Raw genomic sequence first — 12,025 nt, 5'->3', positions numbered from 1 at the left:
CCGTAATCGTGATGTCGATGGTCGGAAGTCGTACCGGTCCGGTCACCTGACGTACACGCGATGTCGCCGCTCATGGAAAGATGACCGCAGCACGTCGGTGGACGGCATCGCGGACAACGAGACGGACGGGACGGGGTCACGGGTGAGCGACAACCAGAACCTGCTCGCGGAGCAGCGGCGGGCCCTGATCCTCGACGAGGTGCGGCGGCGCGGCGGTGTCCGGGTCAACGAGCTGACGCGGCGGCTGAACGTCTCCGACATGACGGTGCGGCGCGATCTCGACGCGCTGGCCCGGCAGGGTGTCGTGGAGAAGGTGCACGGCGGCGCGGTGCCGGTCGTCGAGGCCAGCAGCCACGAGCCGGGCTTCGAGGCGAAGTCGGCGCTTGAGCTGGGCGCGAAGGAGGCCATCGCGCGGGCGGCGGCGACCCTGGTCACGCCGGGCAGCGCCATCGCGCTGGCGGGCGGCACGACCACCTTCGCGCTGGCCCACCATCTGCTGGACGTGCCGGATCTGACCGTGGTCACCAACTCGGTGCGGGTCGCGGACGTCTTCCAGTCGGGGCAGCGGCGGACCGGCGCCCACAGTGGCGAGGCGAGCGCGACCGTGGTCATCACCGGTGGTGTGCGCACCCCGTCGGAGACGCTGGTCGGCCCTGTCGCGGACCGGGCGATCCAGTCCCTCCACTTCGACCTGCTCTTCCTCGGCGTGCACGGCATCTCCGTGGAGGCGGGCCTGTCGACGCCGAACCTCGCGGAGGCCGAGACCAACCGGCAGTTCGTACGGTCCGCCCGCCGCGTCGTGGTGATCGCCGACCACACCAAGTGGGGCACGGTGGGCCTGAGTTCCTTCGCCTCGCTGGAGGACGTGGACACTCTCGTGACGGACGCGGGCATTCCCGAGGTGCTGCGCGCGGAGATCGCCGAGCACCTGTCGGAGCTGATGGTCGCCGAGGAGCCGGAGGGCTCGACGGGCGCGGCCGACAACTGACCGCCCGGCTAAGGGTGTTCAGGGCTTCGGCTCCGGTCGCCCAGGGCCTCGGCTCAGTTCGTCCAGCGGCTCAGCGGTATTCGGCGAAGCGTGCGCGCACGGCGAGGAGCACCAGCACACCGGCCGCGCCGAGCGCGCCCCCCGGGATCTGGGGCCAGCCCGCCAGATCGTCGTGGGCGGCCCTCGCGTGCGTGTCGAAATCGTCGAGCTGACGGCCCGCGAGGGCGTCCAGGGTGGTGGCGAAGTCCCAGAAGTCGAAGGCCACGTCACCGCGTCCGACATTGGTCAGGACAACCGCGGCCTCGTCCGTCCTGCCCCGCGACTTCAGTGACCGCAGCCGCTTGTCGTCGGCGAGGAAGTGGCCGTAGCGGGTGAGAACGTCCTCGTACGCGGCGCGTTCGGCCGCGGTGGCGTATCCGTCGGGGCTGAGCAGTGCGTCGAGTCGCTTGACCAGACCGTCGAACTGCCGCTGGTCGGCGACCCCGTAGCCGGCGTCGTGGACGAACCAGCGGCTCTCGCTCGCGGCGGCCTGCGCGGCGGTGGCGCGGGCCTCGGCCAGCCGGGACCAGGGGCGCAGCCCTTCGCGGCCGGCCGCGGTCACGGCGTCGGCGGACGAGGTGAGGGCGAGAGTGCCCACGAGGGTGACGAGCAGCGCGGCGACGGTGGCCGCGACCAGCGCCGGGTTGAACAACCGCCGGTAGTCGGTGGCCAGTTCCCACTGCCACGACAGGAGGAAGCCGAGCGTCAGCAGACCGACGACACCGATGACCAGGGCCCAGCGCAGCGCGGCCGAGTGGGCCGCGGACTCCAACTGCGCCGCCTTCGCCTCGTACCCGGCGGACAGCTCCGTGGCCTCGGGCAGGAGCTGGTCGTGCATGATCTGCCCGGCCTGGACGTTCATCGCCACGGCGCGCGGCGGCGGGTGGCCCGCGGTGCGGTCGGGCTGCTGCTCGTCCACGTAGGCGGCCCGGCCGCTGAGGTCGTCGTAACGGCCGAGCCCGTCGAGCAGGTCCCGCACCCGGACGCTCTGCGAGCGGTCGGCGGCGAGCTGCCGCAGCAGGTCGCTGATTTCGGCGCGCCGCTGCTGCGCGGTGATCAGCGCGATGAGCTGGTTACCGACCTCGACCTGTGCGTCGGTGGCGGATCTGCCCGGTGCGAGGGTGTCGGCCCGCTGGGCGTCCAGGTCGGCCAGGGCGAAGCGCAACTGACCCGCCACGGCGGCCCGTTGGGTCACCGCGTCCCGCAGCCCCGCGGTGTCCGACCGTACGCCGATCGCCCCGGCGACCGCGACGGCGCACAGCGCGGCCAGCAGCGCCAGCGCCGTCACGGCCCTGGTACCGAGCCGCCGCGGCCCGGCCTTCCCCCGTCGAAGGCCGCGCCGCGGCGCGCGTATCGTCTCCGGTTGCCTGACCGTTACGGCCACCACCGCCGGCGGGTCGCCCGCCGGGGGCCGCGTCACCTGAGACGTCGTCATGCGGCGACGCTAGGCGCCTCCCGCGAAACCCCGGTGGCCCCGGAGCGACCGCCCGGTGTCCGGCCCGTAACAGAACTGCCGCGAAAGGTACGTGCGACCGCGAACCGGCCGCGGGCGCCCAGGAGTTCAGCGCGGCCCGCGCGCCGTGGTCGTCCCCGTCCTCCCCGGAGCACGGCCGCCGCCGCTCCCCTCCCCGTCACCCTCGGTCGAGGATTCCGGCTGCCACAGCGGGTGTTCCTCCTTGATCCACCAGCGCGGTACGTAGCCGGTGCGCAGGCCGCGCCGCGCCTCGGGGTCCTTGCTGGCGAACCAGACGTGTCCGGTGATCCCGGCGGCCAGCAGGAGCGCCAGCCAGTCGTGCACGAAGGTGGCGCCGGTACGGTAGAGCAGCGGGGACATCCGGGGGAACCACATGATCAGCCCGCTGCCGATCATCACCAGCACCGCGCCGACGCTGAAGGCGGCGAAGAGCTTCTGGCCCGCGTTGAACTTGCCCGCCAGGCTCGGCTCGCGCCTGCGGGTGCGCAGCGCGGCGCGCAGCCAGCGCCAGTCGTGCGGGAAGAACCGGCCGAGCCCGCTCGCGTCCCGGCGGAAGGCGCGCGAGGCCAGTCCCAGGATCACCGGTACCGGGAGCAGGATGCCGGACCACTCGTGAACGGTGACGACCAGCCGTCTGCGGCCGACGATCTCCGACAGCGGCGGGAAGTACAGACAGGCGGCGGTGAACACGCACACGCCCATCAGCCAGGCCAGTGAGCGGTGCACCCAGGTCTCGGCGCGGGTGAAGCGGCGCAGCCCGGTGACGGCCCGTGCCTCACGTAGTCGGGTCATCATGGCGGCCGTTCGACGTGCCGACCCATCCGTCCACGTCATAGCCGTAGTGCTCCCAGTAGCCGGGTTGGACGTCCTTGGTGACCGTGATTCCGGACAGCCACTTGGCGGACTTGTAGAAGTACATGGGCGCGGCGTAGAGCCGTACGGGTCCGCCGTGCGCGTCGGTGACGGGCTTGTCGTTCATGGTGAGCGCCACCAGCATGTCGGGCCGTCTGGCCTGCTCCATGGTGAGGCTCTCGGTGTAGACGCCGTCGAAGCAGTTGAAGCGGATCGCCCCGCCCTTGGCCTGGACGCCCGCCGCGTCGAGCAGGGTGGACAGCCGCACCCCGGAGAATGCGGTGCTCGGCACCCGCCAGCCGGTGACGCACTGCACGTCGTGCACCATCCGCACCTGCGGCAACGCCCGCAGATCGGCGAGGCGGTACGAGGCGGGCTTGTCGACGAGGCCGCCGACGGTCAGCCGGTAGTCGTTCTCTCCCCGGTGCGGGATGGAGTTGGACACCGAGTAGAAGCGGAAACCGCCGCCGCCGGGCAGCAGTCCGGTCACCCCGGTGGGGTCCTTGGCGCTGACCGACGCCAGGATCGTGTCGAGCTTGCCCTGGACAGCGCTGCCGACGCCGACGCCGACGGCGCCGAGTCCCAGCATGCCGAGGATGACTCGGCGACCCACAGGGGTGCCGCGCCCTTCCGATTCCGCGCCCTCCGGGGAGTCCTGAGCGTCCTGCGAGTCCGGGGTGTCCCGCGGTTGGGGGGTGTCCGGCGATCTGGGGGTGTCCGGCGATTTCGGGGTGTGCGGGACTGCCGACGGCGGAAGCGGTTCCGGTGACCTCACCGGGTGGGACGTGCTGTCTTCCATTCCTCGATTCGAGCACGCCGGAGGCCCGCTGGCCAGGGTCGGCGGCACTCCGTCAGAGTTTCGTCACATCCGGGTCCGTTTATCCGCGTCCGCTGTGCGTTCCGCGAGGTCGCGGCGGGTGCGGGTGCGGGGACCGGCACACGGCTGTGCCACCATGCCGGTCATGGGTGACAAAGATCAGGACATCGCGCACTACGAGCGGCCTGAGGGGCTGCCGCCGGTCAACGGGTACAGCCACGCGGTGGCGTTCACCGGTCGCACGGTCGCGGTGTCGGGTCAGGTGCCGCTCGACGCGGACGGCACGCTGGTCGGCGGGGACGACGCGGAGGCCCAGATCCGGCAGGTGTTCGTCAATCTCGTCGCGGCGCTTGCCGCCGCGGGCGCGACGCCGGACCGGATCGTGAAGCTCACCGTCTTCCTCACCGATCTCGCCGATCTCGCCGCCTTCCGGCGGGTGCGGGATGAATTCCTGGCCCCGCAGAGGCTCCCCGCGTGTTCCCTGGTACGGGTCGCCGGGCTGGTCAACCCCGCGTTCCGGGTGGAGATCGACGCGCTGGCGGCGATCTGATCAGGCACTGGGTCCGGCGCCGGACCGCGCGCCGACCTCGTATCTGACGTGGCGTCAATCCGGCCGACTGCCGTCCGCCAGAAAGGCGTCGATCGCCGCCGCGTACGGCGCGATGTCCAGGCCCTGCGCCGCGAGCCAGGCGTCGGAGTAGTACTTGTCGAGGTAGCGGTCGCCCGGATCGCAGATCAGGGTGACGACGCTGCCGGTGCGCCCCTCCGCGACCATCTCGGCGATGATCTTGAAGGCGCTCCACAGCCCGGTCCCGGTGGAACCGCCCGCCTTGCGGCCGATGGCCGTGTCGAGGGCGCGTACGGCCGCGACCGAGGCGGCGTCCGGGACCTTCATCATGCGGTCGATCGCGCCGGGCACGAAGCTCGGCTCCATGCGCGGCCGCCCGATCCCCTCGATCCGTGAACCCCGCTCGCAGGAAACGGACTTGTCACCGGTCAGCCAGCCGTCGAAGAAGCAGGAGTTCTCCGGGTCGGCGACGCAGATCCGCGTGTCGTGCTGCATGTAGTGCACATAGCGGGCTATGGTCGCCGAGGTGCCGCCGGTCCCCGCGGTGGCGACGATCCAGGCCGGGTCCGGGTACCGCTCACGGCGGAGCTGCTGGAACATCGACTCGGCGATGTTGTTGTTGCCGCGCCAGTCGGTGGCGCGCTCGGCGTACGTGAACTGGTCCATGTAGTGCCCGCCGGTCTCGGCCGCGAGCCGCGCGGAGACCTCGTAGACCGTGCGCGGGTCGTCCACGAGATGACACCGGCCGCCGTGGAATTCGATCAGCCGCTGCTTCTCGTGCGCGGTGGTGCGCGGGAGGACCGCGACGAAGGGCACGCCGATGAGACCCGCGAAATAGGCCTCGGACACGGCGGTTGAGCCGCTGGACGCCTCGATGACCGGCTTGCCGGGGCGGATCCAGCCGTTGCACAGCCCGTAGAGGAAGAGCGAGCGGGCGAGGCGGTGCTTGAGCGAGCCGGTCGGGTGGGTGGACTCGTCCTTGAGGTAGAGGTCGATGCCCCACGACTCGGGCAGCGGGAAGCGCAGCAGGTGGGTGTCGGCGGACCGGTTGGCGTCGGCCTGGACCTTGCGGACGGCTTCCTTCAGCCAGGCGCGGTAGCCGGTGTCGGTGCGGTCGACGTCCACCGTGCCCGTACGGCCGCCCGCCCGGTCACCCGCCCCGGCCGCTCCGGTCGCCCCCGCCGCTCCGGCCCCCTCGGCGGTTCTTCCCGCGCCGCTCGCCCCGTCCGATCGCTCGCCGGTCTCGTCCGAATCGTTCGCGTCCATGCCGTGGATCATAAGCGTCTAAACCATCAGAAAGCGGTCCAGCACTGGCCCGTCGGCCTTTGCGCAGGCGGGCGACGGTCCCGGAAGTTGCGGATTCGGCCACCTGGGGAGACTCTGAAATCGCATCACGGAGTGCTGTAGCAGTCACTCTACGCATTTTCGCTCAGGTGTTCCCATCGGAGCGGCGTACGTCCCGGACCCGCCCCGCGGTGTTCCGGCCCCCGCCGCGGAGGGAGTCGCAGCCGTGATCATGCAAGCCGACCAAACCGACAGAGAGTGTGCGCTCGAACTCGACGCGCATCCGTACCGGATCCAGCAGATCCGGCGCATCGTGTCCGCCCAGCTTCGCTACTGGCGCCTCGACCCGCTGATCGACGCGGCGTCGCTCGGCATCAGCGAACTGCTCGCGAACGTCCACCGCCACGCCAAGCCCGACAAGCACTGCTCGGTGCGTCTGTCGCACGCGTCCGACCGCCTCACGGTGGCCGTCACCGACAACGACCCGAGGCTGCCGAAGCTGGCACCGGCCGCCGCGGAGCCGCTGGCGACCGCCGGTCGCGGGCTGGCCATGGTGGAGGCGGTGAGCGACAGCTGGGGCACCGATCTGCTGCCCGAGGACGGCGGCAAGGTCGTGTGGTTCGTGCTCCGCACACCGATGCCGCGGCCGTCGCTGGTCCCGCTGCGTGCCGCTGTGGCCTTCGAGCCGCCGCGTGAGCGCATCGCCGCCGTCGCCGCCAGTATCGCCGTACCGGTCGCCTGACCGACCCGGTGCGCAGGCCGCCCGTCACGGCGATCCCGTACGGTGCCTGCGCGGCGATCCGCGAGGCCACGGAACCGGCCGTCGTATCCCCCCGTGCGGATACGACGGCCGGTCCGTCTGTGCGCGCGCTCCTCCGCCGTGTCCCGCTGTCGTGTCTCATTGTCGTGCCGGGCCGCCGTGTCCCGCTGGCTCACTCGGTGGTGACGGCCCGCAGGACGTCCAGCCGGGCCGCCCGTCGTTCGGGCCGCTGGGCAGCGCGCTCACGCCGTACCGCCCGTGCCCTCGCGCAGGTCACGGCCGAAGCGCTCGTCCAGGACCGACAGTCGGCGCCAGTACTCGTCCTCGTCGATCTCGCCCGCGGCGAAGCGGCGGCCGAGCAGGGTGACCGGCGAGTTCTCCGCGGCCTCGGCGGCCGCCTCCGACCGCCAGGGCGCCGCCCGCCAGGGGCCGCCGCGCCCGCGTCCGCGCCAGACGGTGCGGCGCAGCACGGTGATCACGGTGACGACCACAGCCGCCCAGATCAGGGGCAGGAACACAATCCACGGGCCGGGCCCGCCGTCATGCCAAGCCAGGGTGTTCATCGCTCGTCAACTCCTCGGTGGATGCCGGGTCGGGAGGCTTCTTCCGACACCACCGAGCCTCGTCCTCCACGGGCCGCCCGTCGTCGTACGACCAGCGGCACCCGCGCTACCACTCGCGGAGTACGCGGCGGCCCCGGCGCTGCTCCGGTCGAGGGCGGGCGCTGTCGTACCCCTGCCCTAGGGTCGGGGACATGTGGCGCTGCACGGGACTGGGCTGGGGTCAGGGCGGTCCCGAGTGGACGTGGTGGCATCCGGTGCACCGCGGCCGGTCGAGCCCGCTGCGGCTCGGCGGACCGCTGTCCCTGGCCGTCGGCGCGGACGCGGTACGCACCTGCGCGGGGGTGTGGCGCGGCGGCCGGTACGTGACGTGTCCTTACGGCGCGCGGCTGCCTCCCGACGTACGGCGCGACCAGTGCGAGCGGTGCGCCGCGCTGGACCGTTCGTATTCGGTGGCGGCCGACACCAAGGCGGACGATCCGCGGCCGTACGCCGTCTATCTGGCCTGGTTCGGCCCCGGACTGCTCAAGGTGGGCATCACGGCGGCCGAACGCGGCGCGGCCAGGCTGCGGGAGCAGGCCGCCGTCTGCTTCACCTTCCTCGGCGAGGGGCCCCTGATGACGGCCCGCCGTACCGAGACGATCCTGGGCGCGGCCCTCGGCGTCCCCGACCGCGTCTCCGCTCCGGCCAAGCGCGCCGCCCGCTACGCGCTGCCCGACGCGGAGGCCCGCGCGGCCGAACTGCGCGGCCTGCACGCCTCGGTGGCCGGCCTGCTGCCCGACACCTTGCGGGCTCGGCCCTGCGAAGTCGTCGACCACGCCGTCCTGTTCGGCCTCTCACCCGGCCAACTCCCGCCTCCCGCCGCCCGCATCACCGCGCTGCCGCCGGGCAGCACGGTCACCGGGACGGTCAGGGCGGCGGCCGGTTACGACGTCTACGTGCGGGTCTCGGAGCCGGAGGGGGCGGAAGACTCGGGCCGCCTTCTACTGCTCGACACCCGGCTCGCCCAGGGCTGGCCTCTGCTGCGCGCGCCGCACGGCGCGCCAACGGACGTCCCGACGGCCGTCACCGCGCCGGCCAAGCAAGCCCCGCCGCCGCTCTTCTGAGGGCTCGCCGCTGCGCGGCCTGTCTTGCCCGCCCACCCGCCCACCCGTGCGGGTGCTTTGTCGTCTGCGGGTGCCGCTTGTGCCTGGTCGGTGCCGGGCCGGGGCACCTCCTCGAAATCCGTACCACCTGGCCTTTCCGCATTCGGTACCCGGCCGTCAACGTATTTCTGCGGGGGCACCCCGCCCCGTCCCCTCCCGGTACGTCGGCGTCCGACGGTCCGGTGGGGGTTGCCGGGGAGGGGGTGGGTGGGGGCTCGCCCCCTGCGCCCCCCGACCCGCCCGCGTAGGCGGGAGGGGGATGGATGGGCTCGGGCACGTCGGCGTCCGACGGTCCGCTGTGGCTAAGGAAGGTCCCAAAGACCGGTGACGACACCCGGCCGTTCCTCCACCGTGGAATCAACGGAGAGCGCCCCCTCAGGGCGGAAGACACCCGGGGCACCCTCACAATCTTGGACACCCACCCCGGCCCCCCACGGACAGGCGGACGCCGACATACCCGAGCCCACCCACCCCTTCTCGTCCGCCCCGGCTGGACGGTCGGTCGCGCAGGGGGCCGAGCCCCCATCCCCCCTTCCCGTCCGCCCCGGCTGGACGGTCGGTCGGGCAGGGGGCCGGGCTTTCACCCACACCTTCCCGTCCGCCCCAGAGGCGGACCGTCGGACGCCGACGTACCCGAGCCCACCCACTCCCCTTCCCCGGCCACCCCCACCGGCGGGCGGACGCCGACGTACCGGGAGGGGACGGGCCGGGGTGCCCCCGCAGGGGGACGAACGGAAAGGGGCTGGACGTTTCGAAGTGGGTGCACGTTCGTCGCCCGAGGAGGTGCCCCGGACCGGCACCGACCCAGGCACAAGCGGCACCCGCAGACGAAAAAGCACCCGCACGGGTGGGCGGGCGGGAAGACAGACCGCGCAGCGGCGAACCCTCAAACCAACGGGCACCCCTCACCCGCCCAGCAGCGCCAGCGGATCATCCAGCACCGGCTGCCACGCCAACTCCGCCGCCCCGACAAGGCTGTTGTGGTCCAGAGCGCAAGCGAGCAGCGGCACACTACCGCTGCGCCCCCAAAGGCTGTGATCGGCGACAACAGCCCGCAAACGCTCCGGATCAGCGTCCAGCAGATAACGGTGCAGGCCGCCGAGAAGGATGCGATCGGGGTTGAGGACGTTGACAAGTCCGGCCAGACCGCGCCCGAGGCGGTCGATGAGGGTGTGCGCGGCGTCGCGGACGGAAGGGTCGGACGGGTCGTCGTACTCCCTGCGGAGCAGGTCGATGGACTGCTGGAGCAGCGAGCCCTCGGGCCCCGGCGCGCGACCGGCCGCTTCGAGGAAGGCCAGCGGGTCGGCCTCGACGTCGAGACAGCCGCGGCTGCCGCAGTGGCAGGGGCGTCCGTCGGGCAGCACGGTGAGGTGGCCGACCTCCAGGGCGAGCCCTGAACTGCCGGTGTGCAGACGGCCGTCGAGGACCAGGGCGCCACCGACACCGCGGTGTCCGGAGGCGACGACGAGCAGGTGCTGGGCGTCGCGTCCCGCGCCGTGCCGGTGTTCGGCGAGCGCGGCGACGTTGACGTCGTTGCCGATGAAGGAGGGGACGGGGTCGCCGTCGGGTCGCGTGATGCCGACGCGGGCGATCTGGCTCGCGAACACCTGCCGTACGGGGGCGCCCGCGGGCCACGCGAGGTGCAGCGGGTTGAGTGCGGTGCCCTCGGGCTCCGCGACGGCGGACGGTACGGCGAGGCCCGCGCCGACGCAGACCCGGCCCGACGCGCTCAGCAGCTCCGCTCCGGCCTCGACGACCGCGGCGAGCACATGCGCGGGATCGGCGTGCACGGTCATGGAGCCGGGCGCGGTGGCGACGATCTCGCCGCCGAGTCCGACCAGCGCGGCCCGGAATCCGTCGGCGTGCACCTGGGCGGCGAGCGCGACCGGTCCGCCGGGGGCCACGTCGAGCCGGTGCGAGGGACGGCCCTGGGCGCCGGAGGGGCCGGTGGGCCGGGTGTCGACCCGGATCAGTCCCAGCGCCTCCAGCTCCGCGGCCACCGCCCCGGCCGTGGCGCGGGTCACTCCGAGCTCCGCGGTGAGCAGGGCGCGGGTCGCCGCGCGGCCGGTGTGCACGAGGGAGAGTGCCGGGCCGAGCGCGCCCCGACCCCTCTCAAGCCTTGTCCGAATCTGTGTCACCCCTCTATTCTGACTTTGTGCCGACGCTAAACAAAATAGGGACGGCCCTCGGCCGATCCCACCACACTCCCCCACCCTCTCCTGCCCTACGCCGCCTGCGCGTCGCCCTGACCGTCTTCTTCGCCGTCGACGGCTTCCTCTTCGCCGGGTGGGTCGTCCGCATTCCCGCGATCAAGGCCCAGACCGGCGCGACCGCCGGTCAGTTGGGCCTCGCGCTGCTCGGTGTCTCCGTCGGCGCCATCGCCACGATGGTGCTCACCGGACGGCTCTGCCGCCGCTTCGGCAGCCGCCGGGTGACGGTGCTGACCGGCATCCTCCTCTCCCTGAGCATCGCCCTGCCCCCGAGGACGCACTCGGCACTCGCCCTCGGCCTCGTCCTGCTGCTGTTCGGGGTGGCCTACGGCGGCATGAACGTGGCGATCAACAGCGTCGCCGTCGACCTGGTCGCGGCCATGCGCCGCCCGGTCATGTCCAGCTTCCACGCGGCGTACAGCATGGGCGGCCTGCTCGGCGCGGGGCTCGGCGGCCTGCTGGCACCGCACCTGTCGGCCGCCACGCACCTGCTGCTGCTCACCCCGATCGGCCTGCTGACGGTCTTCCTCGCCGGACGCGTCCTGCTGGCGCACCCGCTGCGGCAGCCGTCGGCGGTCGCGGCACGCCAGACGGCCGGACCCGTACAGGCCCGTACGGAACCGCCGCTCGCGGACGGCCCGCCCCGTACGGTCGCGGCACCTGCCGACGCGGTCACCGCGACGGCGAAGGACCCGGTGCACGCGCCCGCCGCGAAGACCGCGCCCGGCAAGCCCGCCAGGACGGGGCTGATCGTCCTCCTCTTCGGGCTGATCGCGGCGTGTTCCGCGTACGGCGAGGGCGCGCTCGCCGAATGGGGGCCGCTGCACATCGAGCAGGATCTGCACGGCGGGTCGAGCATCGCGGCGGCCGGTTACGCGGCGGTCGCGGGCGCGATGATGCTCGGCCGCCTTTCCGGTACCGCGCTGATCGAACGCCTTGGACAGACACGGGCGTTGGTGCTGGGCGGCCTCACCGCCTCCGCGGGGATGCTGATCGGCGCGCTGGCGCCGTCGACCCCGGTCGTGGTGGCCGGTTTCGCCGTCACCGGGCTCGGCCTGGCCAACCTCTTCCCCACCGCCATGGCCAGGGCGGGCGAACTGACCGGCCCCGGCGGCGTCGCGGCGGCCTCCACCCTCGGCTACGGCGGCATGCTGCTCGGCCCGCCCTCGATCGGTTTCCTCACCGACGCCGTCGGCCTGCCCACCGCGCTGACCACCGTCTCCGCCCTGGCCGCGGTCGCGGCGGCAATCGCCTACGGCGTACGGAACAGCGCCGTGCGCGCCGAGAAGTGACCGACGGAACAGGCGCTCACCGGCACGTATCACGGC

The 12,025-nt window shown here is 72.8% G+C and carries 11 protein-coding genes; 5 read left to right on the top strand and 6 right to left on the bottom strand.

Annotated elements, in window-relative coordinates; all coding sequences use genetic code 11:
• Positions 1-142 precede the first annotated feature (142 nt).
• Entirely contained in the window at positions 143-988 is an 846-nt protein-coding gene (locus tag ACFY9V_RS33600; RefSeq protein ID WP_188286022.1) for a DeoR/GlpR family DNA-binding transcription regulator, read from the top strand.
• 70 nt (positions 989-1,058) lie between these two features.
• On the opposite strand, the gene ACFY9V_RS33595 is transcribed toward ACFY9V_RS33600, so the two are convergent.
• The 3 genes from ACFY9V_RS33595 to ACFY9V_RS33585 form a co-directional block, all read right to left on the bottom strand.
• Positions 1,059-2,462 (bottom strand): hypothetical protein, encoded by a 1,404-nt coding sequence (locus ACFY9V_RS33595; RefSeq protein ID WP_391164133.1) that lies wholly within the window; start codon positions 2,460-2,462, stop codon positions 1,059-1,061.
• A 126-nt stretch (positions 2,463-2,588) separates the two neighbouring features.
• Complete coding sequence (locus ACFY9V_RS33590) at positions 2,589-3,296, bottom strand: cytochrome b/b6 domain-containing protein (protein WP_391164132.1); 708 nt, start codon at positions 3,294-3,296, stop codon at positions 2,589-2,591.
• Positions 3,277-3,966 (bottom strand): molybdopterin-dependent oxidoreductase, encoded by a 690-nt coding sequence (locus ACFY9V_RS33585; RefSeq protein ID WP_391164131.1) that lies wholly within the window; start codon positions 3,964-3,966, stop codon positions 3,277-3,279. The genes ACFY9V_RS33590 and ACFY9V_RS33585 overlap by 20 nt, the downstream gene beginning before the upstream one ends.
• A gap of 349 nt (positions 3,967-4,315) precedes the next feature.
• On the opposite strand from ACFY9V_RS33585, the gene ACFY9V_RS33580 reads away from it, so the two are divergent.
• Positions 4,316-4,720 (top strand): Rid family hydrolase, encoded by a 405-nt coding sequence (locus ACFY9V_RS33580; protein ID WP_391164130.1) that lies wholly within the window; start codon positions 4,316-4,318, stop codon positions 4,718-4,720.
• Between the two features lie 54 nt (positions 4,721-4,774).
• On the opposite strand, the gene ACFY9V_RS33575 is transcribed toward ACFY9V_RS33580, so the two are convergent.
• Entirely contained in the window at positions 4,775-6,004 is a 1,230-nt protein-coding gene (locus ACFY9V_RS33575) for a pyridoxal-phosphate dependent enzyme (protein ID WP_391050181.1), read from the bottom strand.
• 250 nt (positions 6,005-6,254) lie between these two features.
• On the opposite strand from ACFY9V_RS33575, the gene ACFY9V_RS33570 reads away from it, so the two are divergent.
• Positions 6,255-6,764 (top strand): ATP-binding protein, encoded by a 510-nt coding sequence (locus ACFY9V_RS33570; RefSeq protein ID WP_391050183.1) that lies wholly within the window; start codon positions 6,255-6,257, stop codon positions 6,762-6,764.
• Between the two features lie 260 nt (positions 6,765-7,024).
• Here the strand turns inward: ACFY9V_RS33570 and ACFY9V_RS33565 are convergent, their stop codons facing one another.
• A complete protein-coding gene (locus tag ACFY9V_RS33565; RefSeq protein WP_391164129.1) occupies positions 7,025-7,345 on the bottom strand; it encodes an SHOCT domain-containing protein in 321 nt (106 codons plus the stop codon).
• 191 nt (positions 7,346-7,536) lie between these two features.
• Here ACFY9V_RS33565 and ACFY9V_RS33560 point away from each other — a divergent pair, with 191 nt between their 5' ends.
• Positions 7,537-8,448 (top strand): DUF2797 domain-containing protein, encoded by a 912-nt coding sequence (locus ACFY9V_RS33560; RefSeq protein ID WP_355343879.1) that lies wholly within the window; start codon positions 7,537-7,539, stop codon positions 8,446-8,448.
• A gap of 944 nt (positions 8,449-9,392) precedes the next feature.
• Here the strand turns inward: ACFY9V_RS33560 and ACFY9V_RS33555 are convergent.
• On the bottom strand, positions 9,393-10,625 hold the full coding sequence (locus ACFY9V_RS33555; RefSeq protein ID WP_391164128.1) for an ROK family protein: 1,233 nt from the start codon (positions 10,623-10,625) through the stop codon (positions 9,393-9,395).
• 17 nt (positions 10,626-10,642) lie between these two features.
• Here ACFY9V_RS33555 and ACFY9V_RS33550 point away from each other — a divergent pair, with 17 nt between their 5' ends.
• Positions 10,643-11,989, top strand: coding sequence for an MFS transporter (locus ACFY9V_RS33550; protein ID WP_391164127.1), 1,347 nt, complete (start codon positions 10,643-10,645; stop codon positions 11,987-11,989).
• Positions 11,990-12,025 lie beyond the last annotated feature (36 nt).

This window comes from Streptomyces sp. NPDC008317 (assembly GCF_042955955.1).
Lineage (GTDB): Bacteria > Actinomycetota > Actinomycetes > Streptomycetales > Streptomycetaceae > Actinacidiphila.
The sequence above is the reverse complement of the archived record's forward strand: the minus strand, read 5'-3'. Positions and strand labels throughout refer to the sequence as shown.

Bases quoted from the DNA above. Each gene is read 5' to 3' on its own strand.
- ACFY9V_RS33580 (WP_391164130.1), top strand. From the start codon at position 4,316: ATGGGTGACAAAGATCAGGACATCGCGCACTACGAGCGGCCTGAGGGG.
- ACFY9V_RS33565 (WP_391164129.1), bottom strand. From the start codon at position 7,345: ATGAACACCCTGGCTTGGCATGACGGCGGGCCCGGCCCGTGGATTGTG.
- ACFY9V_RS33560 (WP_355343879.1), top strand. From the start codon at position 7,537: ATGTGGCGCTGCACGGGACTGGGCTGGGGTCAGGGCGGTCCCGAGTGG.
- ACFY9V_RS33590 (WP_391164132.1), bottom strand. From the start codon at position 3,296: ATGATGACCCGACTACGTGAGGCACGGGCCGTCACCGGGCTGCGCCGC.
- ACFY9V_RS33570 (WP_391050183.1), top strand. From the start codon at position 6,255: ATGCAAGCCGACCAAACCGACAGAGAGTGTGCGCTCGAACTCGACGCG.
- ACFY9V_RS33575 (WP_391050181.1), bottom strand. From the start codon at position 6,004: ATGGACGCGAACGATTCGGACGAGACCGGCGAGCGATCGGACGGGGCG.
- ACFY9V_RS33595 (WP_391164133.1), bottom strand. From the start codon at position 2,462: ATGACGACGTCTCAGGTGACGCGGCCCCCGGCGGGCGACCCGCCGGCG.